Source organism: Streptomyces sp. NPDC002076 (genome assembly GCF_053593835.1).
The window spans coordinates 108,785-131,835 of the sequence record NZ_JBSFDI010000021.1; the positions used below are offsets into that span (position 1 = coordinate 108,785).

General features: G+C 68.5%; 23 protein-coding genes and 1 pseudogene. 16 read left to right on the forward strand and 8 right to left on the reverse strand.

Features of this window, described 5'->3' with window-relative positions:
* Window positions 1–298 precede the first annotated feature (298 nt).
* From ACWCQS_RS34880 to ACWCQS_RS34900, 5 genes are all read left to right on the forward strand, one after another.
* Entirely contained in the window at window positions 299–946 is a 648-nt protein-coding gene (locus ACWCQS_RS34880; protein WP_451008166.1) for a TetR/AcrR family transcriptional regulator, read from the forward strand.
* 38 nt (window positions 947–984) lie between these two features.
* Complete coding sequence (locus ACWCQS_RS34885) at window positions 985–2,478, forward strand: carboxylesterase/lipase family protein (protein ID WP_451008167.1); 1,494 nt, start codon at window positions 985–987, stop codon at window positions 2,476–2,478.
* Between the two features lie 260 nt (window positions 2,479–2,738).
* Window positions 2,739–3,137, forward strand: coding sequence for a hypothetical protein (locus ACWCQS_RS34890; RefSeq protein ID WP_451008168.1), 399 nt, complete (start codon window positions 2,739–2,741; stop codon window positions 3,135–3,137).
* 162 nt (window positions 3,138–3,299) lie between these two features.
* Window positions 3,300–3,557 carry a hypothetical protein gene (locus tag ACWCQS_RS34895; RefSeq protein WP_451008169.1) on the forward strand — a complete coding sequence of 86 codons (258 nt, stop codon included), beginning with the start codon at window positions 3,300–3,302 and terminating at the stop codon, window positions 3,555–3,557.
* 996 nt (window positions 3,558–4,553) lie between these two features.
* Window positions 4,554–4,670: a heme-binding protein gene (locus ACWCQS_RS34900; protein WP_451008235.1), complete on the forward strand. Its 117-nt coding sequence runs from the start codon at window positions 4,554–4,556 to the stop codon at window positions 4,668–4,670.
* Window positions 4,671–5,021: 351 nt separating this feature from the next.
* Here the strand turns inward: ACWCQS_RS34900 and ACWCQS_RS34905 are convergent, their stop codons facing one another.
* Entirely contained in the window at window positions 5,022–5,831 is an 810-nt protein-coding gene (locus ACWCQS_RS34905; RefSeq protein ID WP_451008170.1) for an SDR family NAD(P)-dependent oxidoreductase, read from the reverse strand.
* A gap of 120 nt (window positions 5,832–5,951) precedes the next feature.
* Here ACWCQS_RS34905 and ACWCQS_RS34910 point away from each other — a divergent pair, with 120 nt between their 5' ends.
* Window positions 5,952–6,554 carry a TetR/AcrR family transcriptional regulator gene (locus tag ACWCQS_RS34910; protein WP_451008171.1) on the forward strand — a complete coding sequence of 201 codons (603 nt, stop codon included), beginning with the start codon at window positions 5,952–5,954 and terminating at the stop codon, window positions 6,552–6,554.
* A 263-nt stretch (window positions 6,555–6,817) separates the two neighbouring features.
* On the opposite strand, the gene ACWCQS_RS34915 is transcribed toward ACWCQS_RS34910, so the two are convergent.
* Both ACWCQS_RS34915 and ACWCQS_RS34920 read right to left on the reverse strand, forming a co-directional pair.
* The gene (locus ACWCQS_RS34915) at window positions 6,818–7,720 is read right to left on the reverse strand and encodes an endo alpha-1,4 polygalactosaminidase (protein ID WP_451008172.1); all 903 of its coding nucleotides are present in this window, start codon (window positions 7,718–7,720) and stop codon (window positions 6,818–6,820) included.
* Window positions 7,721–7,896: 176 nt separating this feature from the next.
* Window positions 7,897–8,304, reverse strand: coding sequence for a DUF3592 domain-containing protein (locus tag ACWCQS_RS34920; protein ID WP_451008173.1), 408 nt, complete (start codon window positions 8,302–8,304; stop codon window positions 7,897–7,899).
* A gap of 237 nt (window positions 8,305–8,541) precedes the next feature.
* Between ACWCQS_RS34920 and ACWCQS_RS34925 the strand changes: the two genes are divergently transcribed.
* Window positions 8,542–8,829 (forward strand): hypothetical protein, encoded by a 288-nt coding sequence (locus ACWCQS_RS34925; RefSeq protein ID WP_451008174.1) that lies wholly within the window; start codon window positions 8,542–8,544, stop codon window positions 8,827–8,829.
* Between the two features lie 115 nt (window positions 8,830–8,944).
* A pseudogene (locus ACWCQS_RS34930) lies at window positions 8,945–9,202 on the forward strand (hypothetical protein); the annotation flags it as partial.
* Between the two features lie 42 nt (window positions 9,203–9,244).
* Here ACWCQS_RS34930 and ACWCQS_RS34935 read toward each other — a convergent pair.
* Window positions 9,245–9,676, reverse strand: coding sequence for a MerR family transcriptional regulator (locus tag ACWCQS_RS34935; protein ID WP_451008175.1), 432 nt, complete (start codon window positions 9,674–9,676; stop codon window positions 9,245–9,247).
* Window positions 9,677–9,790: 114 nt separating this feature from the next.
* On the opposite strand from ACWCQS_RS34935, the gene ACWCQS_RS34940 reads away from it, so the two are divergent.
* A complete protein-coding gene (locus ACWCQS_RS34940; RefSeq protein WP_451008176.1) occupies window positions 9,791–10,864 on the forward strand; it encodes an alkene reductase in 1,074 nt (357 codons plus the stop codon).
* A 198-nt stretch (window positions 10,865–11,062) separates the two neighbouring features.
* Here the strand turns inward: ACWCQS_RS34940 and ACWCQS_RS34945 are convergent, their stop codons facing one another.
* A complete protein-coding gene (locus ACWCQS_RS34945) occupies window positions 11,063–11,911 on the reverse strand; it encodes an NmrA/HSCARG family protein (RefSeq protein ID WP_451008177.1) in 849 nt (282 codons plus the stop codon).
* Between the two features lie 294 nt (window positions 11,912–12,205).
* Here ACWCQS_RS34945 and ACWCQS_RS34950 point away from each other — a divergent pair, with 294 nt between their 5' ends.
* The 3 genes from ACWCQS_RS34950 to ACWCQS_RS34960 all read left to right on the forward strand — a co-directional run bounded on the left by ACWCQS_RS34950 (window position 12,206) and on the right by ACWCQS_RS34960 (window position 14,787).
* Window positions 12,206–12,904, forward strand: a complete 699-nt coding sequence (locus ACWCQS_RS34950; protein ID WP_451008178.1) for a TMEM175 family protein — start codon at window positions 12,206–12,208, stop codon at window positions 12,902–12,904.
* A 126-nt stretch (window positions 12,905–13,030) separates the two neighbouring features.
* Window positions 13,031–13,576, forward strand: a complete 546-nt coding sequence (locus ACWCQS_RS34955) for a molybdopterin cofactor-binding domain-containing protein (protein ID WP_451008236.1) — start codon at window positions 13,031–13,033, stop codon at window positions 13,574–13,576.
* A 506-nt stretch (window positions 13,577–14,082) separates the two neighbouring features.
* On the forward strand, window positions 14,083–14,787 hold the full coding sequence (locus ACWCQS_RS34960; RefSeq protein WP_451008179.1) for an acetate uptake transporter: 705 nt from the start codon (window positions 14,083–14,085) through the stop codon (window positions 14,785–14,787).
* A gap of 459 nt (window positions 14,788–15,246) precedes the next feature.
* On the opposite strand, the gene ACWCQS_RS34965 is transcribed toward ACWCQS_RS34960, so the two are convergent.
* Together ACWCQS_RS34965 and ACWCQS_RS34970 are read right to left on the reverse strand one after the other, a co-directional pair.
* Entirely contained in the window at window positions 15,247–15,663 is a 417-nt protein-coding gene (locus ACWCQS_RS34965; RefSeq protein WP_228620861.1) for an SRPBCC family protein, read from the reverse strand.
* 58 nt (window positions 15,664–15,721) lie between these two features.
* Window positions 15,722–16,732 (reverse strand): aldo/keto reductase, encoded by a 1,011-nt coding sequence (locus ACWCQS_RS34970; RefSeq protein WP_451008180.1) that lies wholly within the window; start codon window positions 16,730–16,732, stop codon window positions 15,722–15,724.
* 958 nt (window positions 16,733–17,690) lie between these two features.
* Here ACWCQS_RS34970 and ACWCQS_RS34975 point away from each other — a divergent pair.
* Window positions 17,691–18,551, forward strand: a complete 861-nt coding sequence (locus ACWCQS_RS34975; RefSeq protein WP_451008181.1) for an SDR family oxidoreductase — start codon at window positions 17,691–17,693, stop codon at window positions 18,549–18,551.
* A gap of 75 nt (window positions 18,552–18,626) precedes the next feature.
* Entirely contained in the window at window positions 18,627–19,307 is a 681-nt protein-coding gene (locus ACWCQS_RS34980) for a lyase family protein (RefSeq protein WP_451008182.1), read from the forward strand.
* Here ACWCQS_RS34980 and ACWCQS_RS34985 read toward each other — a convergent pair.
* A complete protein-coding gene (locus ACWCQS_RS34985; RefSeq protein WP_451008183.1) occupies window positions 19,291–20,367 on the reverse strand; it encodes an NAD(P)-dependent alcohol dehydrogenase in 1,077 nt (358 codons plus the stop codon). The genes ACWCQS_RS34980 and ACWCQS_RS34985 overlap by 17 nt on opposite strands.
* Window positions 20,368–20,628: 261 nt before the next feature.
* On the opposite strand from ACWCQS_RS34985, the gene ACWCQS_RS34990 reads away from it, so the two are divergent.
* Window positions 20,629–22,011, forward strand: a complete 1,383-nt coding sequence (locus ACWCQS_RS34990; RefSeq protein WP_451008184.1) for an NADP-dependent succinic semialdehyde dehydrogenase — start codon at window positions 20,629–20,631, stop codon at window positions 22,009–22,011.
* Between the two features lie 157 nt (window positions 22,012–22,168).
* The gene (locus ACWCQS_RS34995; protein WP_451008185.1) at window positions 22,169–23,032 is read left to right on the forward strand and encodes an NAD(P)-dependent oxidoreductase; all 864 of its coding nucleotides are present in this window, start codon (window positions 22,169–22,171) and stop codon (window positions 23,030–23,032) included.
* The last annotated feature ends 19 nt before the right edge of the window (window positions 23,033–23,051 follow it).

The window sequence follows — 23,051 nt, forward strand, 5'->3', positions numbered from 1 at the left end:
GGGGGACGGTGCCGCCGGTGCGGGCGGCCCCGAGGCGACGGGGACGGCGGCGGCCGGTCCCGGAACCCTTCGGCGTCCCGCCGGGCGAGCCGACGGACGGTTGCTGCGGGATGCGGCGCGGGGGCCGGTCACCGGAGGGTCCCTCGGGTGTCACGCTCGGCTGACGGGCGGACAGTTCGTCAGATTGCCAACCAATCGATTGGTTGTTTCAGCTTCGTTGGGAGCTACCATCCGGCTTCTGCGCTAGGGTGTCAACCAATCGATTGGTTGGAATTTCTTCGCGTTCGCAGGAGTAGCAGTGGAACTTCCCGCCTGGGAGCCCCGCCGGGTCGTGGCGATGGGCGCCGTCCTGCCAGAGGGGGTGACGCCACCCGGTACGCGCGGGCGGATCCTGCAGGCGGGCTTGGAACTGTTCGCCGAGTCCGGCTTCGCCGGCGCCTCGATCCGGCAGATCGCGGGAATCGTCGGCATCAACTCCGCGACTCTGTACGCGCACTACCCCTCCAAAGGGCACGTGCTCGCCGCGCTGGTCCGCATCGGCCACGAGGAGATGCTGGCCCGCCTCACCGAGGCCGCAGCCGCCACCCGGCACGACAGTGCCGGCCGGCAGCTGGCCGCCCTGGTCCGCGCCCACGTGCTGCTCCACACCGACTATCCGCTGCTGGCGGTCGTCACCAACAGTGAACTGCACGCCCTGGCCCCCGATCTTGCCGGGACTTCGCTCGAACTGCGCGAGCAGTGCCGCCGTATGCTCGCCGATGTCCTCGAACTCGGCATGGAATCAGGCGAGTTCAGCATCGACGACCCGGTACTGGCGGTGACCGCGATCGGCGGCCTCGGAGTACAGGTCGCCCAGTGGTTCGGACCCGCCCTCGACCGCACCCGCGAACAAGTCGCCGACCAGTACGCCCAGTTCGCGCTGCGCATCGCCGGCGCCCACCGCTGAGCATTCGCCCCGTCCGCCCCTCGAGCCCAGGAGCGACCGTGAGACCAGTCCTCGGCACCCGGCACGGTGCCGTCCGCGGCACCACTGGTCCGGACGGCACCGCCTGCTTCAAGAACATCCCGTACGCCGCGGCCCCGACCGGACCGCTCCGCTTCGCTCCGCCCCGGCCGCCGGCCGCATGGGACGGGACACGCGACGCCGACACCCACGGCCCCACCGCGCCCAAGGCCCCGTACCTCCCACCGATGAACCGGCTCATCCCCGAGGTGGACATCCCGGGCGAGGACTTCCTCAACCTCAACGTCTGGACCCCCGACCCCGCGGGACGGCTGCCCGTCATGGTCTGGCTCCACGGAGGCGCGTTCAGCAACGGCTCGGGCTCCGTCCCCGGTTACGACGGCACCGCGTTCGCCCGCGACGGCGTGGTGCTGGTGACGCTGAACTACCGCCTGGGCGCGCACGGTTTCCTCTACCTCGGCCCCGAGGACACCGCCCCGGCCAACCTCGGTCTGCTGGACCAGATCGCCGCCCTGGAATGGGTGCGCGACAACATCGCCTCCTTCGGGGGCGACCCCGACCGCGTCACCGTCTTCGGCCAGTCGGCCGGGGCCATGAGCATCGGCGCGCTCCTCGCCATGCCCGCGGCCAGGGGCCTCTTCCACCGCGCCGTACTGCAGAGCGGAGCGGCCCATCACGTGCTGTCCCCCGGTTCCGCAGCACGGGTCGGGAGACGGCTGGCCGCCCTGCTAGGGGTGCCGCCCACCCGTGGGGACCTCGCCGCCGTACCGGTGCAGGGGCTGCTGGCCGCGCAGCAGCGACTGCGCGCGGAGATCTCGGCGCGCCCGGACCCGGCACTGTGGGGCGAGGCGGCCCTCAATCTGATGCCCTTCGAACCAGTCGTCGACAGCAGCACCCTGCCGCACCCACCCATCGAGGCGATCGCCGGCGGCACGGCCGCGGACGTCGATGTGCTGGTGGGCTGCACCCGGGACGAGTTCCGGCTGTTCACCGTGCCTACCGGGCTGGCCCGGCTGGTGTCCGACGACCTCCTGGACAGCACGGCAGCGGCCTACGGTCTGCCGCCAGAAGGGGTGCTCGCCTACCGCACGGCCTTCCCCGACGCGAGTCCGGGCGACCTGTTCGCCGAGATCGCCACGGACTGGTTCTACCGGCTCCCCGCCCTGCGTCTGGCCGAGGCCCGGGCAAGCCGGGGCGCCCGCGCGTTCGTCTACGAGTTCGCCTGGCCGTCCCCGGCCCTCGGCGGAGACCTCGGTGCCTGCCACGCGGCCGACGTCCCGTTCGTCTTCGACAACCTGGCCGACCCCGGCTTCGCAGCACTCCTCGGCGACATGCCTCCGCAGCACATCGCCGACAGCATGCACGCCGCCTGGGTCGCCTTCGCCACCACCGGCGACCCCGGCTGGCCCGCCTACCACGTACCCGACCGCACCGTCCGCCGCTTCGGCGCCACGCCCACCCTCGCCCGCGCCCCTCGCGAGCACCTGCGAGCGCTGTGGGACGGTGTGCGCTGACCGCTCGTCCCGGGCAACCTCACCGCAGGGCCCTCGGCGCGCCACTGCCTGGGCGATGGTGGTCCCTGTCGGCCGGGAACGCGGCGATGCGACCGCCCGCTCGGTGAACGGCGGCCGGCCCGCTTGTCCGGTCCCGGCCGGTGGGCCGCAGGGCATCGCCCCCTTCCAGAAGGGCGACCCGGTCAAGGCGGTTGTCCTCGCGCACCGGGTCGGGCTCGTGCCCGGCATCGTACGAGGCGGCACCGGGGAGGACAGTGGCGATGGAGCCGCCCCTGGCACCCAACGGTCATCCGCCTCGTTTCAGCTCTCGTTCGGCGACCTCCCGGAAGCTGCGGCGGGCGGCCGGTGAGGCGCTGGACGGTGTCGGTGATGCGGTCCTCGGCAAACAGGCCGGCACCGACAGCCCCTCCCGCACGGAGCACTACGAGCGATGGCATGCGCTGCTCCGTGCGCTGCTGGACCGCATTCCCGGCCTGGCCGGCACCGATTCCGCCGACTTCACCGCGCATGCCCTGCTCGCCGCCACCCGCGCCGACCTGGTCGCCCACCTGGCCGGCGAGAACGGTCTGCCCCGCGAGGAGATGCGGGCACGCCTGGCGGAGTTCGCCGGCAGAACCCTCTGCTCGCACACGCCCCAGGAACCGGCCGACCAAGGCTGACCACGGCCGGCCGGATGACGGTCACGCCCCATCGTGTCACCTGGCCGCGCGGTCGGCGAAAGCAACCCTTCGTGACGCGCGGCGGTCTTACCAGGCGTCGAGCCCAGAGGATCAGCCTCTGTCGATTCGTACTGGCAAACCGACTGGAAAGGGGCGCACTTCATGGTGCTGCATCCCGACTTCTGCCTGGACGTTCCGGAGGGTTTTGACGACTCGGACGCGGAGACCGGAGTGCATGCCATGGCCAGGAAGCTGTTCCTCGCCACAAGTGCCGCGGAGGCCTTCAGGAAGGCCCATGAGTGGGTGCAGGACCAACAGATCCGGCTGTCGGACGTGTCATGGGATTTCTTCCACGACGAGGCCGAGCCCTACTGCCTGAGCATCTACTTCACGTTCGAGCTGGATCCCGAAGGCACCTGAGCAGGACTGTGCGGTTGTGACTCCATCGCCGCCCGCTCACCCTCGGTCAGGCGTCCCGCTGAGCACAGCAACACGCCGAACCATCTGATCAAAGAGCCAGAGGCGGCGGTCATGGATCCCATGAACAGGACCGCGTGACCTCAACCCCCGGCCCAGGCTCACCGGCACGCGGTTGAGCCGGCCGGAGGCGACGCCCGGCGATGGCGTCCGGCGGTCAAGTGCCCGGACAGCCGTCGCAACAACCTCCTCCAGGGGACTGGCGTCTGGAGCCGCCGTCCGTGGCGTTGGTGCCGATGACGTCGAAGAATTCGGTGTGTTGGTGGCGCCGGGGAGACAGTGCGATCACGCCCAACCCGGTGCCATGCGACTTCTGCGACAGAGCCTCGGTGAAGCTCCGGACGAACGAGGAACAGCATCCGCTCGCCTGCGAACGCAGTCCCAGCGGGCAGCCGCACGGCGCGGACGATGCCGTCGACCACGTCCTGCCAGGACGAGCGGCACGAAGATCGCCGGGGCCACGTGGAGCTGTTCCTGCGACGGCACCAGTGCGGAAGGCAGAGTGCCTGCCCACCACAGCACGCCACCTCGAGTGGCGTCGACCGAGCTCGACCGGCATGAAGGGAGGGGCAGCAGGCGAGTGCCAGGCTCCCTGGCGGTGCCGGCGAGCCGATTCCGTCGTGGCATCGGTCTTCGGCCCATGTCACGAGCTACACGAAACGACCTGCGCACACCCGCGGCGCCGCACCCAGGGGCGCGCCGCCGCGAGCGTGGCAGGACCGGCCGACTGGCGGTGCGGACCGCCCTCCGGCATCGCCGACGACAGCGCGCAGGTCGCTCCGGCAACTGTTCAGAGGCACCGCACGGTCGACAGGCTCGGGCAGGCGCCGTCACCCTCGGTGTGAGGCGATCGCATGCCGCGGCTTCGTTCCGGGAGGGGCGATCAGCAGGCTGCCGACAGCTTCGAGCGGTACGGGCTCGGCCACGAGCCACCCGATCATCGAGAACGGCCGGTGCGTCGGCGGCCTCGGAATCTCAGGCGGCAGCTACGAGCAGGACCAGCAGGCCGCCGAGGAAGCCCTTGCCGCCCTCGGATTCGAGCTGTCCGCTCATTGACGAGGTGTCATCGAAGTCTGAGAAGCCCGGCTGACGGTCTCCGCGGCCCGCACAGACCGGGTGTCGATCACGGCGGCCACCGCGTACGGGGACTTCCTCATGGCGCGCCGGACCGGGCGGCGCGTTCGTCGTGGATCACATTGAAGACCCCGGCTGCCGTCCACTCCGGTTGAAGCCGCTGAGCATGGCGGGAGAAGGGAATCTGCAGGCAGATACCGCGACTTGATGCCCTCCGAACAACCGAAACCGGATCGCGTCGAAGATCGCCCACCGTGGGTGGGCCTCCGGCCTCACCTGCGTTGCCGCCCTGCCGGATGACGCCGCAGAGCGGCAGCCCGTCGGTGTGCGCGGTCACGGCACCGGCTGGCGGGCGGAGGTCGTGGATCCCATGAACTGGACCGTGCGGCGTCGGCCGGCCGCGCGGGCCAGGGTCGCCATCGCGCGGTTGAGGCGGCCGGAGATGACACTCGGCGGTGGCGTACGGCGGTCGAGCGTGCGCAGTGCCGTGGCAACGACTTCCTGCGGGGACTGGCGCTTGCTGCCGCCGTCTGCCGCATCCGTGCCGACGACGTCGAAGAACTCGGTGCTGGTCGCTCCGGGCGACAGCGCGAGCACGCGCAGCCCGGTCCCGCGGGATTCGTGCCACAGGGCCTCGGTGAAGTGCAGCACGAACGCCTTGGCCGCCGCGTAGACGGCCATGTTCGGGATGGGGAAGTACGCGGCCATGCTCGCGACGTTGACCAGTACTCCGGTCCCGGCGGTCCGCAGCGGCTCGATGAATGCCCGGCTGATGTCGACGACGGCCGCGATGTCGACGCTGATCTCCTGGCCGAGCCGCTTGGGGTCCTCGGTGTGGAACGGGCCGAAGGTACCGAATCCGGCGTTGTTCACGACACTGGTCACCTCCAGGCCGCGGCGCGCCACCTCGTCGGCGAGGGTCTGCCCCGCGGCGGGCAGGCTCAGGTCGAGGGGGATGACTGCGACCCGTACGCCGTGAGCCGTGGTGAGTTCGGCGGCGAGCGTCTCCAGCCGTTTCGCGCGGCGGGCAACGAGGATGACGTCCGAGCCGCGGGCGGCCATCTGCCGGGCGAACTCGGCGCCGATGCCGGCGCTGGCGCCGGTGATGAGGGTGGTCTGGCCGTGGTACTCGACGGTGCTCATGGGCGGCTCCCGGGAAAGGGTGGGCACTCTCGGCGGTGACACTGCTCTGGCACTGTACGTCGAATCTGTCACCGAGTGCCAGACCGGTACTGAGTGCAGAACGCGGTAGGCTACGGAGTCATGGACCATCGCGCGGGCAATCCGGCGGGGCTGCGGGAGCGCACCCGGCGAGCTGTGCAGGCCGAGATCGTCTCCACTGCGATGCGGCTGTTCCTCGAGCACGGATTCGAGGCCACCACCATGGAGCAGATCGCGAACGAGATCGGCATCTCGCGACGCTCACTGTTCCGCTACTTCGGCACCAAAGAGGACATCGTGCTCGGCGACCACGCCGAGCACGGCAAGGCCCTGCGGACCGCACTGGAAGCCCGTCCAAGCGGCGAACCGCCCTGGGAAGCTCTCCGAGCGGCCCTCAAAGCGCTCTACGACTCGCTCCCTTATCCACCTGAGGACTTCCTCAAGATCACCAGCATGCTGCACGCCTCGCCCTCCCTCCGGGCGCGCCAGTTGGAGAAGCGCCAGCAGTGGACGGACCTGCTCGTCCCGGACATCGTGCGACGCCTGGGCGCAACCACGGACCCGATGACCGAGGTGCGTGCCCGCGCGCTCGCCGCCTGCGCCCTGGCCTGCTTGGAGGCCGCAACGGACGCCTGGGTGCGCAGCGGCGGCACGATCGACATGGAGCGGGCCTTCGATGAGGCGGTCGCCGCAGTCCGGGGCTGAGGAGGCCGTCAGGCTCGGTCCGGGGAGACTGCCGTCGCAATCAGCGGGTTCGTGGCGCCCTCGTTCGCCGCGACCACCACGCGGCCGGCACCGTGTCCGTCGGCGAGGGCGACCAGGTGGTCGAAGTGCCGGACGCCGGCGCGCCGTTCACCAGGCAGTTCGCCGTGATGGTTCCCGGTCAGGGCGAACTCGGCGGCCCGCAGGCGCTTGCCGAAGTGCGGCCGGGCAGGAATGGATCGGGCCGGGCGCCGAATGCCGGTGTATCAGGACGTGCCGCAGGTTTCCCGGTGGTAGTCCTTGTTGCCGGCGGGTACGAGGTCCAGGTCCCGCCGGACGATGCTGATCTTGTCGCCCCAGCCCCGGCACGCCTTCTTCATGCCCTGCTCGGTGTACTCGATCACCATCATGTGGTTGCCGAACGCGGCGACGTAGTCCCCGCATTCGTCGTACTGGCCGCACTCCTCCACCACGGCGAAGTCGACACCGACCTGCTTGCGGTACGGAGCCAGCGCCGCGGTGTTCTTCTGACCGATGGCCAGGCCCTGCGCGTGTGCGTGGGCGGCGAGCAGGGACAGGAACGCCTTGGCGTCGTTCGCGGTGAGCAGCCCGTGGGGCGCGCGTGTGTAGCTGTCGTAGTTGTCCGGATCGATGGCCTCGTAGCCCTTGGCCGCGCATGCGTCGATCCAGGCGTTCACCTTCCGCGCGATCCGCTTGCGCTTGGCGTCGGTGTGAACGTCCAGCATGGCCTCCCCCCAGTCCTTGTCCATGACGACCTTGCCCGCCTTGTCGCGGAGCAGCAGGTCGGCATCCCACTCCCTCTCCGCGCCCGGCTGGGCCTGGAAGGCGTTGACGTAGCAGATGTTGTAGAGCCCCGGTGCGGGCGGCGCCGTGTGGTCACGGACGACGACGGACACCCCGGCCGGCGGGGTGTAGGGACCGCCGAGCTGGTAGTCGAAGCCCGCGTGCACAGGCGGAAGCATCACCTTGGACGATCCCTCGACCGCGTTCCCCGACGCGGCGTCGGACCCGGTCGACGCGGTCGCGGACGAGGAACGTGCCTGCTCCGTAGCCTCGCCGTGCGAACAAGCAGTGGCGAGGAACGAGGCGACGGCGGCCGACACCGCGCAAGCCACAGCGGAGCGACGGGGAAAGACTTGGTTACGCATGGTCGACAAGCTCCAGATAGCAGGGGGCATGACCCCGCCGCGGACGCTGACAGCGATCCGGGCGACTCGACTGCCCCGGTTTGACGTGGCACTTCACGGCCGGAGAGGAAGGGGGTCGCCAGCAGACACCGGGGCCGCACGCAGCACCGCCATGGGCCGCTGCCCGGATGAAGCGGTCACCTCGTCAGGACGATCAGTACGCCGGCCCCGAGGAAGGCCATCCCGCCCAACAGCAGGGACACCGCCGTCCCCATCATGTGCCGCCACATGTGCACCCGTGCCGTCTGGGGGTGCCGACCTTCATACACCACCGGAACCTCACGCCCGGTCTCCAGGCCCATCCCGGTCCCCCGCATCCGGGGCGAGAACTCCACGCGGTGTCCCTGCTGGTCGTGGAAGGCGATGACCGGCACCCAGATGTGCCCGTCGTCCTCGGCGACCTGCGTGTTGTCGACCACGACGCCTCGCGTGTGAATGCCGTCCCTCCGCAGCCGCCGCACCACAGCCGCCTCCCGCCACGCGACGGCGAAGAGCAGCACGGCCGCCGCAGCACACAGCACCGCGCCCGTAGTTCCGTTCGACATCGACCGCTCTTCCCGTTCCGTCCGGCACGCCGAGTCCTCGCAGTCGAGGAGACGCAGCACCCGGAAAGGCGGTTGCAACACCGGATGACCCGACTCCTGGAACGCCGGGGTTGGGCGACGGGAGATCGCCGGCCGGCAGGATGCCGGCTTCAGCAGGGAACGTTTGGCCGGTGAACCTTCCGCGCCCGGCCCGCGTCTTCCCGCGCGACCGTCACCACACGCCCAGGAGAACCGACCGTGGCCGACAAGGACGTTGAACAGACCGACGAGCGGGGATACGACCCGGGGCCGTGGTGGGCGGGCCTCGGGACGTGGGGGGCCCTCGCCCTGATCGTCTTCGGGGGGCTCGCGGCAGCGTGGGTCTTTTTCCGGCTGCCCGGCACCCCAGAGGAGTCGGCGTCCGGCTACTACCAGGCCGCCAGGGTCATCGCCATCGGCCTGGTGATCGCTGGAGGCACCTTGCTGAGCCGCCGTCGCGCCCGGACCACAGCCACCGAGGAGACGAACGAGCCGGAACGCTCCTGACGCCGTCGGCCGGTGAGCGACGTCAGACGGAGGCGACTTCCTGAACCCCGCATGACTTCGCAAGTCACTGGCCGAACTCGCAGAACAGGCCGGCAATCCGGAGAACTCGGCACGCATGGGCAACGGGTGTCAAGAGGGCTCTCACCTCCTGGCTTGCCCTGTTCTCAGTGCCCTTGCCGGGCGCCGGTCTGGGGGCAGAAGACGATGTGCCGAGTGCGCGAGTGAGGGTGGAGAAGACTTCACGACTCTGCACTGGAGTGAGGACGGGGCGGAGCACAGGGACTGCTTCGTCGACTCCGACGGGGTTGTCCGTTTACCTTACGGCCTTACCAGTGAGGAGACCGTGACTCACTGGGCTGAGCTGCCCGCCCTTCCAGGCAGGATGACGCACCTGGTTCTTGGGGACGGCGTGCGGTCAGCTCTCCAGAACGCGTGGCGCGCTCGTCCCCTCACCCGACCCACGGCCCGCTCGGACACTTTGCGCGAGTGCCTCGCTCTCCCGATGGGCCCGGGCCGTGGCCATCAGGACGTCCAATGCGGCCCGGGTCCGCACGAGTTCGTCGATGTGCTCGGAGAGCCGGTTGCGCTCCTGCGCCATCCGCTCGAGAGCGGCGTCGTAGTTGCCCTCGCTGGGTGTGTCGACGCAGGGCAGCAGCTCGGAAATCGTACGACTGGACAGGCCCGCCGCGTACAGGCGCTGGATGAATCGCACCCGCTCCACCTCGGCCTCCGTGTAATGCCGCTGGCCACCGGCGCTACGGCTGCTGGTCAGCAGCCCCTGCTCCTCGTAGTAGCGCAGCGACCGGACGCTGACGTCGGTACGCGCCGCGAGCTCGCCGATCCGCACGACTGCCTCCCGTGGTGAACCACGCCACACCGCTTGCCTCTGACATCCATGTCAGGTTCTAGCGTAGCGCTGTGCCCGGGGTCCGGGCACGCGATACGGACGGAGGAGCCCGACGTGACGACGTTGTTCAGCAGCTACCGACTCGGCGACCTGACCCTGCCCAACCGGATGGTGATGGCCCCGATGACCCGCGTGAGGGCCGCGGCCGGCGGCCTCGCCACACCGTCCATGGCTACGTACTACGCGCAACGCGCGACGGCCGGACTGATCGTGTCCGAGGGCGTGCAGCCCAGCCTCATCGGGCAGTCCAACCCGGGCACGCCTGGACTGCACACCGAGGAGCAGGCCACCTCATGGCGTGCCGTGACCGACGCCGTACACATCAACGGCGGACGGATCTTCGCCCAGCTCATGCACGGCGGCCGGGTCTCGCACCCCGACACGACCGGCCACCAGCCCGTCGGCCCCTCGGCGATCGCCGCAGTGGGCGATGTCTTCACCCCGACCGGCCCGCAGCCCGCACCCACGCCCCGCGCACTGGAAACCGCCGAGGTGCCCGAGCACGCCCATGCGTACGCCGAGGCGGCTCGCCGCGCGATCGACGCGGGCTTCGACGGAGTCGAACTCCACGGCGCCAACGGCTACTTGATCTCCCAGTTCCTCTCCTCCAACGCCAACCGGCGCACGGACCGCTACGGCGGCACGATCGCGGGCCGGATCCGGTTCGCCGTAGAGGCCGTGGCCGCGACGGTGGACGCGATCGGCGCGGCCAGGACGGGCATCCGCCTCTCTCCGGGGGGCGGTTTCTGGGACGTCGAGGAAAGCGACGCACTCGCCCTCAACACCGCGCTGCTGACCGAACTGGCCCGGCTCCAACTCGCCTACGTCCACCTGGAGGTGACCGCGGACGAGGAAGTGCTCCTTGATCTGCGCCGCGCCTGGCCCGGCACCCTGATCGTCAATCCGGTCCTTCCGATGGGCCCCAAGCAGACCGGCCGCGCGGAAGCCGACCACTGGCTGGGCCTCGGCGCCGACCTGATCAGCTTCGGCCGCGGCTTCCTGGCCAACCCCGACCTCGTCGAACGCCTCCGCACCGGCCTGCCGATCGCCCCCGTCGACGAGGCCACGTACTACCAGGGCGGCGACACCGGCTACCTCACCTATCCGGCCTACCAGCACACGGCCTGACGCCCGCGCGAGCGGGTTGACACAGACGGCCCGGCCAGCCATGCGCCCCCCACTGCGGACGCATGGCGCAAGTCAGCGCCGCGCCCGCGTCCGAACCACCCCCGGGACCGCGGGCCTGGGCTCAACGGGCTACGGTAGTGACGGATACCCGAGACAGTTGTCTCTCGCCGCGCGCAGGGAAGCCCACCAGCGCAGTGTTCAACCCTGAGCGAACGTGCGGCGCGCCCAGTCCGCGAATCCGGTCCACGGAATTTCCGGGTGAGCACCGTGCAGTGCGGGAATGTCCACGCGATAGCCGGGTCCATTCAGGAACGTCCACATCGCATGCATGTCCGGATTGCTGATCTCTGCCAGCGGTACGTACTCGTGACGGACCTCCCGTCCCAGCACCGCGCCCAGCGTGGCCGCCATCTGGGCGGGAGTGGGCGCGTCGCCGGCCAGCTCGATACGCCGCCCGACATAGGGGGCGGGGTTGAGCAGGACTTCCGCCGCGAACGCACCGAGGTCGGGGCGGGCCAGTTGCTGCAACGGCCGGTCGGGTGGGAGCGGCAGATCGAGAACGCCGTTGAGGATGCGTTCCGCACCGCCCAGGGCGTTGTCGAAGAAATACGTCGGCCCGAGGATCGTGTAGGGCACGTCCCCGGAGACCAGCTCAGCTTCGATCCGAGCCTTGCTGTCGAAATGGGGTACGCCGCTTTTTTGGTCGGCGCCGGCCACCGAGCTGAACACGAGATGGGGCACGCCCATTTCCCCGGCGGCAGCCAGAATCGCCCGCCCCTGAGCCACTTCCGCCTCCACACCGGCCTCGAAGGGAGTGGTCAACGCGAAGACGCCCGCCACCCCGCTCATCGCCGCGGCGAGCGACGCGCGATCGCTCAGGGACCCGGCCACCACCTCGACGCCTCGACGAGCCAATTCCCGTGCGGCTCCTCGCAGGGGGTCACGTACCAGCGCCCGGAGCCGGGCATCGCTACCCAGCAACGCGTCGGCCACGGCACCGCCCTGCCCGCCGGTTGCCCCCAGTACCAGGATCGGCCCATCGACCATCGGCAGAACGTCCTTCCTTGCGGCCAGGCATGGCAGTGGATCAATGCATCCGGCCTCCACCGTAACCATCTGTCTTGGACGGCAGGCGCAGCCGCGCGGCTGCCCGATGGTAAGCACCTCTCCGCTCGGAGTGCGGACCGTCTTCTTCCTCACCCGTACACCGGTATGAGCCTGCCGCTTTCTCACCGCCTTCTTCGTGTCCAGAAGTACACAAGGCCCTGCTCGTTGGACGCGGTGGAGGAGACAGCGCACGGATACTTGTGAACGACATGAGTCTGTACGTCAGGAGACGGCTTGTCCCGCACCCATCCCCGCAAGTTCTCACGTTCCGAGACCACACGGGCCGAGGCATTCAGTGACGGTGTGTTCGCCATCGCCGTCACGCTTCTCGTCCTCAATCTCGCCGACCCTCCGCACAAACCGGGCGGCCTTGGCCGGGCTTTGCTGGCTCAGTGGCCTGCCTATCTCGGCTACCTGGCGTCCTTCGGCTATGTCGCGGTGATCTGGCTCAATCATCACCAGGCCTTCGTCCGTATCAGGACCATGGATCGCGGGCTGCATGCCGCCAACCTGCTTCTGCTGCTCACCACGGGGTTGTTGTCGTTTCCGACCGCGGTGGTGGCGGACGCGCTGCAGGCGGATCCCATGGGCGCGGACGCGCGGGTGGCCGTCGCTCTGTACGCCGGCATCGCCGCGGCGATGTGCCTGAGCTGGGTGGCCTTCTACCAACAGATCTCCCGCCGGCCCGAGCTGCTGGACCCGGATGTGGAGGACACGTACGTGCGGCACGGTCGGCTTCGTTCCTGGGCCGGTGCCCTCGCCTACATGGTGGCCGGGCTGGCGGGGGTGCTCATCGCGCCGCTGCTGGCGATCGCCGTGTTCGTCCTCCTCCCTGTCTTCTACTTCGTCACCAGTGAAGGCCTGCCCGGTGGGACGGCTCCGCCTGGTGCCGGGCATCGGGCCGACGAGACAGGTCGTGACGGTGCGGTCTGACACGCTCTCACCTCGGTGGCACGCTGGTAGCCGGGCGGACGCTGCCGCGCGGGCGCCCGGCGCCCTGGGCCGGCCGAGGTGTTCCGCTTGCGGCCTGCGACGCGGCCGAGCCTCGCCGACCCTGACGTGACTCGCCGGGGTGCGGGCCGGCCGGAGGCGACGATCGCGCTGGAACGGTCGATCGACCTGCCGGCCAGCAGGCTGGGAATGGATCCGGTGGAGCTGCGGAGGCGCAACTTCACCGCACCGGAGAGCTTCCCCTACCAGACGCCCACCGGGCGGGCGTACGGCAGCGGTGACTACGCCGCGGCACTCGACGAGGCCCTGGAGACGCGCTCGCGCGGCCGCGGCGGCCACCGCTCCAGCCGCCGCCAGCAGGTCTGGCCCGAGCCGAACCCCCGGCTCCAGGGGCAGCAGCTGCCAGGCGATGTCGCTGTGCAGCACGTACAGAATGCCCTGCAGGCACAGCTGGTCCGGCACGGGCCGCGCGGGCCAGGAGCCTTCTCGGGCCAGGGCACACCAGCAGCGCGATCAGTGCCCTTGCGACCATGGAATCACGCCGACCGATGCCAGTCTCCAAGCCGGCGGCCGCTCGCCGCGGCGGCGGACTTTCACCAGAGGTTTCGCAACCCAAAGGAAACTGGTTTGCAGACCCGGCGGTCTCCTGGGTGATATTGCGGCATCAGGAATATGTGCCAAAGCGAAATGCGCCACTATCTGAAAGGGTGGGATCCCACCTGCAGTAGATATTGAATCCGGGTGCCAAATCCTAGAATATCGGCGCCATCTTCGGCTCCCGATTCGGCAGCAGCCAGCGTCGACACCTCTTCGAGCACCTCCGCGTCCACGTCGGCCGACCGCTCCGGTGGGCAGAACCAGGGATCCGGCAGCGTGCATTATCCGCGACCCTTGGTTGGCCGCACACCGTGGACAGCAGCTCCAAGGTATGGGGACGGATGTTCTGCTTCCGGCCGCAGTGCTTGAGGTTGACAGGTGCTCATAGCGGCTATTGGCGATGCGCTATTCACCCACCGTCGCGTCATACTGAGATTTTGATTGACAGCCTGTTAGTGTCTCGTGATCGCTTCGGCGCCATGTCCGATGAAGTGGAAGCAGCTTGCTGATTAGCACACTTGAGTGGAGCACTTGGGGCACGAACAGCAATAGGAGATGCTAGATTGGGTACTTCCGTGTCGCAACCATCGTCATCTGCACCGGTGGCTCCGCCGCCCGGACTCACCGCGCCCGACCCCGCGCCGCTCGGCCTCATCGCGTTCAGCTTGGCAAACATTATCCAGAGCTTCTTCAATGCCGGCGTGAACCCGGCTCTCTTCCCGGCCGCGTTCCCGCTCGAGTTCCTCGTGGGCGGCCTTGTCCAGATGATCGCTGGAATCTTCGAGTTCAGGCAGGGGAGCAGGCTCGGCGCCACCGCGTTCACCGTGTTGGGCGCATTCTGGCTGTGCTTCGTGATCTATGTCAAATACATCATCGTCACTCTGCCCGTGGAGCAGGCCCACACAGGGACGGGTCTGTTTCTGCTGCCCTGGGCAGTGGTCCTCTTGGTGCTCACGCTTGCGGCAGCGAGAACGACAGCCGTGCTTCTGGCCGCATTCGTCTCCACCACAGTCACCGTCTCCGTGCTCACCGCAGGCGAGTTCGTTCAATCCAACGCACTGATCAGGGTCGGAGGCGGCTTCGGCTTCCTCACTGCAGCACTTGGCCTCTACGGCGCGTTCGCGGGCCTCGTCAACGGGACCTGGGGTCGACACCTGATCCCCACCTACCCCGACCCCGGCAAACGTCTCGAGCGCCTTGCCCGCAACAAGCCACTCCCCACCTCGGTCACCTCATCCGCCGCGGAGCACCCTGAGCCTTCCAGTTGAACTACGGTCTGATCCGTCGAGACGCTGCCCGCCCGGGGCCGGAGATGCCGAGTCCTGGCAGGGGAGAGCGACCGACCGCAAGGGTTCCCAACTGGCTTGTGCCTGGCTGGATCCCTCAGCCGTGGGCGCGGTGACAGCCTCGGACTGCCAATGGAGGTTCCTGGCCCGCTCCGGGCTGGCCGGGTGCTGCTGACATACCGCAGTCGCCGACGTCCTCGGCTCGTGATCCTCACCGACCCGGTGAAGCAGACACCGCTTCGGTGGGCGCCGAGCTGCCGGGGCCGCTGACATAGTGTGGTCGTGGGCGGCCTCTACCACTAGCCGCCGGTCAGCGTGCGCTCCGCAGGCCTGTCACGGCCCCGGTATCAGCGGAGCGAGCCACTCCCTTTCCTGGTCGGTGCGTTCATGGTGGCCGACCACCACCATGAACCATCAACCGACCACCTTCGAAGGCGGACCTTAACTGAGAGCCTGGTACAGGGCATCCAGGCCGTCGCGGTAGATGCCCGCGAAGAGGTCAACCACCTCATTCTCGGTCGCACCCTCAGGCGTGAATCGGCCCGACCACTGCACTTCGCAGATGCCGTCGTCGCCGATCACCGAGTGCACTCGTAGGGTCGAGACATATCCGACGACCGGGAATGGCGCTTGGAGAATGGTGTAGCTGTAGTGTCGCTCCACCTCATTGAAGTCGACGAGGCGTTCGACGATGACGCTTCCGTCGGCGTCAGTCAGCCGGCGGACGCGACCTCCTTCCAGCAGTGTGCTCTCGGGGATGTAGGGCAGCCAGTCGGGCAGGGACCCGAAGCCGCCGATGGTGTCCCATACGCTGGCGGAGGTGGCCGGGATGATCCGGCTCACAGAGGTCGATGCCATGAGGTTCCTTCGGGTTTGGTCGATTGCTGTGGTGGGCGTGGGTGTCGCCGCCTGTGACTCAGACGCCGCCGGGCAGCGGTGCACACGAGCTGACCAGGCCGCTTCCCCGGAGCTCTCGCCAGAAGTCTGATGGGACGGGCTCGTCGAGCGCGGCGAGGTCCTCGGCGATCCGGCTCGGCTTGGTGGCGCCGGGGATGACGGCGGCGGTCACGGGGTGGGCGAGCGAGAACTGCAGGGCCGCGGCCTTGATGCTCACCTCATGCCGTGCGGCGAGTTCCTTGATGCGGCGGACCTTCTCCAGGATCTCCGAGGGGGCATCCCCGTACTCGAAGTGGGTTCCGCCAGCGAGGATGCCCGAGCTGTACGGCCCCCCCACGACCATACCGACGCCCTGCTCGGCAGCAGCCGGCAGCAGCCGCTGGAGGGCGTGGGCGTGGTCCAACAGCGTGTAGCGGCCGGCCAGGAGGAATCCGTCGGGCTGCGGCTCGTCCAGCGCCAGCGTCAGCTCGACGGGCTCGGTGCGGTTGACGCCCAGCCCCCACGCCTTGATGACGCCCTCGTCGCGCAGCCGGGACAGGACCCGGAAGGCCCCGGTGCGGGCCTCCTCGAACTTCTGCAGCCAGCTGTCACCGTAGAAGTCCTGAGCGATGTCATGCACCCACACGATGTCCAGGCGGTCGACGCCGAGCCGCTTCAGGCTGTCCTCGATGGAGCGCTCAGTGGCTCGGGCCGTCCACTCGTGAAGGATCTTGTTGGGCCGGCCATGCTCGAACAGAGCGCCCTTCTCCCCCAGGTCACGGGCTCCGCTCTCCACCTCGTCCAGGATGACGCGGCCGACCTTGGTCGACAGCACGAAGGTATCGCGAGGCTTGCTGGACAGCAGGCCACCGAGCCGGATTTCCGCCAGGCCTGCTCCGTAGAGCGGGGCCGTGTCGTAGTAGCGGATGCCGTGGTCCCAGGCAGCGTTCAAGGTTGCGGCTACCTCGTCGTCAGGGACAGCGCGGAACATGTTGCCCATCGGCGCGGTTCCGAAGCCGATGCGTGTGGGGAGTAGCTGACGGAGATTCACGGTGGTGTTCCCTTCTTTTCTCGGTTTGAGGCTCGGGAGCGTCAGCCTGGCCGCCCACAGCGTTGGCGGTCGCCGGGCCGGGGACTACCGCACACCGGCTTGAGAAGGTGACGGTCAAGACGTGAATGCCTGCGGGGATCTTCTGGCGAACCATGACGCACAACGCCTAGACGCCGAATTTGTCTGGGTTGACGCTGCCCGAACAAGCGCGCCCGCGCCTGGAACGCGGACGGGCGATCTTTCTTGTACCGCCGGCGGCGCAGCGTCCCCTGGCAATACCTGCCGCTGACCCGCTATGGCGCGGGCCCACAGCCGTGCGGGCAGCGGAGGGGGGTGGGGCGTTGTCCACGGGTCGGCCTGATCAGCAGGAACGAGCGGGCTCCGGGCCTCCCGGCACTTCAAAGATCCATCCTGTGTGACGGCCATCAACATTCAATTGTAGGTTTCCCGATCAGGAGTTCTGAAATTAGTCGGGGCAGACTGTCGCGGCAACTCTGACGCGCCCAGTGCGCTCCGTCAGATCATGGACCTCGGGCCTCGGACGTGCAGAAACGGATTGTTCTGGCTACGGCTGCATAAGCGCATGAGTCGGCCGACTGGTTCGCCATAGCTGGGTGGGCCGGCCCCGCGAGGGACCAAGCCTTCTTAGATGGCCCGGGTAAGTTTTTGAGATCAGTAGCGCTTAGATACAGAATTTTGGCACTTGAATTCAATTCTGCGCAGATTTAGTTTCTCTGAGTTGCTAGTAGTGGTTTGCGGGCTCAGACTGGTTCTTGGGCCGGAGACGCGCTCGCCGCGCACCTTCGGATCGAGGTCGCCACTGCGTATGACGGGCAGTTTCGAAGGTCGGTCGCAGTCACCCCGCACAGACTCAGCTCTTGCTTCGAGCCGCCGTGCATCGGCCCATGTGAGTCCTTCGATGACTGTGGGACAAGGAACTTGAAAGGAAACCCTTGACATGGCGCGTGCAGCACTGAAGAAGGTCCTTATCACAGGAGCCGGCACTGGCTTCGGGTTCGAAGCCGCCATGCGCCTCGCCGAGAAGGGCTTTGACGTGATCGCCGGGGTGGAGATCTACGCCCAGGTGCAGACGCTGAAATGGCAGGCGGCTGAGCGCGGGGTCAGGCTTCGGGTCGAGAAGCTCGACGTGACCAACGACGGAGACCGCCGCAAGGCCCTCGACTGGGGTGTGGAGATTCTGGTGAACAATGCCGGCGTCGGTGAGGGGGGCTCCACGGTCGACATTCCCGAGTCGAACATTCGGCACCAGTTCGAGGTCAACGTCACGGGGCCGCTCGTCCTCACCCAGGGGATCGCCAAGCAGATGATCAACCGCGGGGCCGGCCGCATCGTCTGGGTGTCCTCGCGGGAAGGCCTGAACGTCAACCCGTTCACCGGCATCTACTCTGCCTCGAAGCACGCGATTGAGGCGATCGCCGAGACCATGGCCTACGAGTTGCAGGAATACAACATCGAAGTCGCCACGGTCAACCCGGGGCCCTTCCTGACAGGCTTCAACGACCGCATGTTCCAGACCTGGGAAAGCTGGGAGGACGACCCGTCGCAGAGGCTCTTCGACTATTCCAAGCTCGCCTTCCCCCGCCCGCAATTCGACCCTGAAGCGGTCTTCGCCACGCTGACGGCTGTCGCCGCCGGAGAAGTCGACAGCTACCGCAACCTGGAGCCCAAGTCGATGATTGAGGAGACCAAGCGCCTCCAGGCCGTTCCGTGGGAGCGCAAGGTCACGGACGGCCTCGGGACCCGCCACCCGGCCATCCAGCACTCCTACGAGATGCAGCCCGAGACTCCCGTCGGGTGATCGCCTCCCGGGTGACTGCGAGTGGCAAGGCCGCCTGGGACGCGCTGCGGGCAGAACCCGAGTGTCAAGGCGGCCATGTGCGGCAACGCCTACGGCTACGTGAAGAAGGCGGCAGCGTTGGTGAGCGCTGCCGCCGGGCGGCTGCCCGAGTGGAAGAAGCAGGCCATCGTACGGGCAGCTGAGGAGACGATCGCGGGGGAGCTCGACGACCACTTTCCGCTCTTCGTCTGCCAGACGGGGTCGGGCACCCAGAGCAACATGAACGTCACCGAGGTCATATCCAACCGTGCATCACAGCTGCTCGGCGGCACGCTCGGGACGCACCAGCCGATCGCCCCGAACGACGACGTCAACATGGGGCAGTCCAGCCATGGGGCAGTCCAGCAACGACAGCTTCCCGACCGCGATGTACATCGCCTCCGTGCAACAGATCGACGAGCATCTCTTGCCTCGGGGGTCCCTGGACCCGATGGTGCGGGCGCACGGGGCACTGCGCGGACTGGCCGTGGCCTTGATGAAGATCGCCAACGACATGCGGTGGCTGGCCTCGGGCCCGCGCGGCGGAATGGATGCATGTGCATCGATAGAACATGTACGCCAGGAATGGCATCCACGCGCCACCCACGCACGAAAGCGGCGTCAGACTGCTGGGCGTGTGAGATCGGGAACGCTGTCCTGTCGGCCCCGGCACGCGTGGTGTCGGGCAGACCCGGCGCTGCCGGGTCTGCCCGCCGAGGTGTCATCCGAAGACGATGACCTGGCGTCCGATGACATCGCCACGGCCCAGGGCGTCCAGGTTCTCGTTGATGTCCTCCAGCCTGACCTTGGTCACGTTGTGTTTGACGAGGCCGGCCTCGGCGAGCGAGAGCACCTCGACGAGGTCCAGGTGGTTGCCCCAGAAGGAACCGATGTAGGACAACTCGGTGCCCACGAAGGGGAACTGCCGGTGCTCGACGCGCTGGCTCATCAGGCCGACGGCCGCCAGCGCACCCTCGGGGCCCAGTAGGTCGAAGCCCATGGAGATGGACGGCTCGCTGCCGACGCAGTCCAGGATGGCGTGGATCGTCCTGCGGCCGGTCAGCCTCTCCAGTTCGTCCTGGATGGCCTCCGTGGACTTGTCCCTGACGTTGATCCCGTGGTCCGCGCCGTTCTCCTTCGCCACGTCCAGCTTGCTGTCCGTCCGCGCGAGCGCCACCACGATCGCGCCGCCGCCGAGCAGCTTCGCGTACTGGACCGCGTAGCTGCCCAGCCCGCCGATGCCCGTGACCGCGACGGTACGGCCGGGGCCGAGCTTGCCCGCGTCCCGGAGCTTGCGCATCCCCCGGTACGGGGTCATGCCCGCGTCGGTCATGGGGGCGAGGAGCTCGGGTGCTTTCGCGGCCTCCTCGGAGACCGGGATCGCGTGGCGGCACTCCACGGCCATGTACTCGGCGAAGCCGCCCGGAGGGCCGAAGCCCACCCAGCGGCCGTTGCCGCTGCACAGCTGTTCGTTGCCTTCGCGGCACTGCCGGCATGTGCCGTCTCCCCAGCTGGGGTTTACCACGACCATGTCGCCCTCCGAGTAGCCCACCGTCGTGGGCACCGCGCTGCCCAGTCCCGCCACCCGGCCCGTGACCTCGTGACCGGGGATGTAGGGCAGATCCACCGGGAACGGACCCTCGAAGTAGCCGGTGAGAAGCTGGTAGTCGCTTCGGCACATGCCGGTCGCGGCGACCTTGAGGAGTATCTCGTCCGGCCCGGGCTCGGGCACCGGGACCTCTTCGATCCGAAGGGGTTCCTTGTATCCGTACATCCGGGCTGCCTGCATGTTCGCCATGAGAACCTCTATTTCGTGGGCAGGCGGACAGCGGCCCGGGCCGGAGGGCGCGAGCACGCAGTCCCGGTGTCGGCCACCGCGGCCGCCGCTTCGGACCCCACCATGGTCGCGCGCCTGCGCTTGCGGTGCATCCCGTGTCGTGCTGGGTGATCCGGTGCCGAGCAGGTGGTGTCTGGTTGGACGATGAGCACTGCCTCCGGAGGCAATAAAGGGGCAAATGGGTGAATTGCCGACCCTGTGGGGTGGCCATACCGTGGATCCATGGCTATCGCAACGACGAGTCCTGTGACAGGTGAGGTCCTCAGGAGTTTCGACGAGCTGACCCCCGAGGAACTCGAAGACAAGCTCGCCAGGGCGGCGGCAGCAGCCGCCTCGTACCGGCTGACGGGCGTCGAGGAACGGGCGGGATGGCTGCAGCATGCGGCCGAACGTCTGGAGAAGGAGATCGAGAGCGTCAGCCGGATGATCACCACGGAGATGGGCAAGACCTTCCGGGCGGCGGAGGAGGAAGTGGCCAAGTGCATTCGCGGGCTGCGCTTCTACGCCACCGAGGGCCCCGCGTTCCTGCGGGACCTGGAGGGCGACGGCCAACGCGTGGGCGCGAAGCAGACGTTCGTCACATACCAGCCGATCGGTGTCGTACTCGCGGTGATGCCGTGGAATCTGCCGTTGTGGCAGGCCATGCGGTTCGCCGCACCCGCGCTGATGGCGGGGAACGTGGGTCTGCTCAAGCACGCCTCGAACGTGCCGCAGTGCGCCCTGTACCTGGAGGAGCTCTTCCGTGACGCGGGCTTCCCGGACGATGTGTTCCAGACCCTGCTGATCTCCGCGAGGAGGGTGGAGCAGGTGCTGCGCGACCCGCGGGTGGCGGCCGCGACGCTCACGGGCAGCGAACCGGCCGGACGGTCGGTGGCCGCCATCGCCGGCGACGAGATCAAGAAGGTGGTCCTCGAACTCGGCGGCTCCGACCCGTTCATCGTCATGCCCTCCACGAACCTGGAGCAGGCCACCGATGTCGCGGTCAAGGCACGGACCCTGAACAACGGGCAGTCCTGCATCAACGGCAAGCGCTTCTTCGTGCACGAGGACATCGGTGACGCGTTCATCGAGATGTTCGTGGCGAAGATGGGCGCGCTGGTGATGGGCGACCCGATGGACGAGGGCACCGATGTCGGGCCGCTGGCCACCGAGTCCGGGCGGCGGGACGTGGAGTCCTACGTCGACGACGCCGTCGCCAAGGGCGCAACGGTGCTGCTGGGCGGCGAACGCCCGGACGGGCCCGGCTGGTTCTACCCGCCCACCGTACTGACCGGCATCACCCCGGAGATGCGGATGTACCACGAGGAGGTCTTCGGCCCCGTGGCGCAGGTGTGGACCGTCCCCTCCCTGGAGGCCGCCCTGCGGGAAGCCAACGGCCACCCCTACGGCCTCGGCTCCAACCTGTGGAGCGAGGACGAGGCCGAACGCGAACTCTTCGTCCGTGACGTCCAGTCGGGCATGGCCTTCATCAACGGCAACACGACCAGCTACCCCGAGATCCCCTTCGGCGGCGTCAAACGGAGTGGCTACGGACGTGAGTTGTCCGACCTCGGCATGCGGGAGTTCATGAACGCCAAGACCGTCTGGATCGGCCAGGACGCCTGAACCGGACGGGGATCGGGCGACCCTGTCGAGAACGGGGGCCCGGGCACCGCCCGCCGTTTGTCGCCGCGCGCGTGTCCGCCGAGCGTATGGAGGTCCGCCGATGAGTGGTACGAACCGGACGGCGCCGTCTGATGAGGAAAGGGATCAGGGAGGGCCCGTGGTCGCGGTGCTCGGCACCGGCACCATGGGGGATGCCATGGCGCGCAACATCGCGGCGGCGGGACTGGGCCTGCGCGCGTGGAACCGCAACCGCGCCGCCGCCGATCCACTGGCTGCCGTCGGAGCCGCCGTGTGCGACACGCCGGCCGAGGCCTGCCACGGCGCCGACGTCGTACTGACCGCGCTCGCGAACGAGAAGGTGGTCGCCGACGTGATGGACCAGGCTCGCGACTGCCTGGACGGGCACGAGGTGTGGGTGCAGACGTGCACGGTCTCCCCGGACGGGTCTCGCCGTCTCGCGGAACAGGCGACCCGCCTGAACGTCGCGTACGTCGAAGCCCCCCTCCTCGGCACCAAGGAACCAGCCGTGGCCGGCACCCTGACCATCCTGGCTGCCTCCCCCCAGCAGGAGGCACGGCAGGAGGTGCGACCGGTCCTGGAGGCGGTGGGCACACGCACCGTGTGGCTCGACGAGGTCGGCCAGCCCAGCAGCCTCAAACTTGCCTACAACGCCTGGGTACTTGCCACCGTCGAGGGCATCGCGGAGTCCCTCACCCTCGCTCACGCCCTGGGGGTGGATCCACGCTTGGTCATCGACGTCCTCGACGGCAGCGGCCTCAACAGCCAGTACGTTCAGAGCAAGGGCCCGAAGATGATCGACGACGACCTCGACACCCCCTCCTTCCCCCTGGAAGCGGCCGCCAAGGACGCCGACCTGATCACCGACACAGCCCGCGCCGCCGGCCTGCACCTGGGCATCGCCGAGGTCGTACGCGAACGCCTTCGCCTCGCGGCCGACGACGGACTCGGCCGCGCGGACGTCGCCGCGACCTACCGCATGTCCCGCCAGGCCGCATCCTGACCTGGCCGTCCCCTCGAGA

Bases quoted from the DNA above. Each gene is read 5' to 3' on its own strand.
- ACWCQS_RS34890 (WP_451008168.1), top strand. From the start codon at position 2,739: ATGGAGCCGCCCCTGGCACCCAACGGTCATCCGCCTCGTTTCAGCTCT.
- ACWCQS_RS34895 (WP_451008169.1), top strand. From the start codon at position 3,300: ATGGTGCTGCATCCCGACTTCTGCCTGGACGTTCCGGAGGGTTTTGAC.
- ACWCQS_RS34905 (WP_451008170.1), bottom strand. From the start codon at position 5,831: ATGAGCACCGTCGAGTACCACGGCCAGACCACCCTCATCACCGGCGCC.
- ACWCQS_RS34910 (WP_451008171.1), top strand. From the start codon at position 5,952: ATGGACCATCGCGCGGGCAATCCGGCGGGGCTGCGGGAGCGCACCCGG.
- ACWCQS_RS34915 (WP_451008172.1), bottom strand. From the start codon at position 7,720: ATGCGTAACCAAGTCTTTCCCCGTCGCTCCGCTGTGGCTTGCGCGGTG.
- ACWCQS_RS34920 (WP_451008173.1), bottom strand. From the start codon at position 8,304: ATGTCGAACGGAACTACGGGCGCGGTGCTGTGTGCTGCGGCGGCCGTG.
- ACWCQS_RS34945 (WP_451008177.1), bottom strand. From the start codon at position 11,911: ATGGTCGATGGGCCGATCCTGGTACTGGGGGCAACCGGCGGGCAGGGC.
- ACWCQS_RS34965 (WP_228620861.1), bottom strand. From the start codon at position 15,663: ATGGCATCGACCTCTGTGAGCCGGATCATCCCGGCCACCTCCGCCAGC.
- ACWCQS_RS34975 (WP_451008181.1), top strand. From the start codon at position 17,691: ATGGCGCGTGCAGCACTGAAGAAGGTCCTTATCACAGGAGCCGGCACT.
- ACWCQS_RS34980 (WP_451008182.1), top strand. From the start codon at position 18,627: ATGTGCGGCAACGCCTACGGCTACGTGAAGAAGGCGGCAGCGTTGGTG.
- ACWCQS_RS34985 (WP_451008183.1), bottom strand. From the start codon at position 20,367: ATGGCGAACATGCAGGCAGCCCGGATGTACGGATACAAGGAACCCCTT.
- ACWCQS_RS34990 (WP_451008184.1), top strand. From the start codon at position 20,629: ATGGCTATCGCAACGACGAGTCCTGTGACAGGTGAGGTCCTCAGGAGT.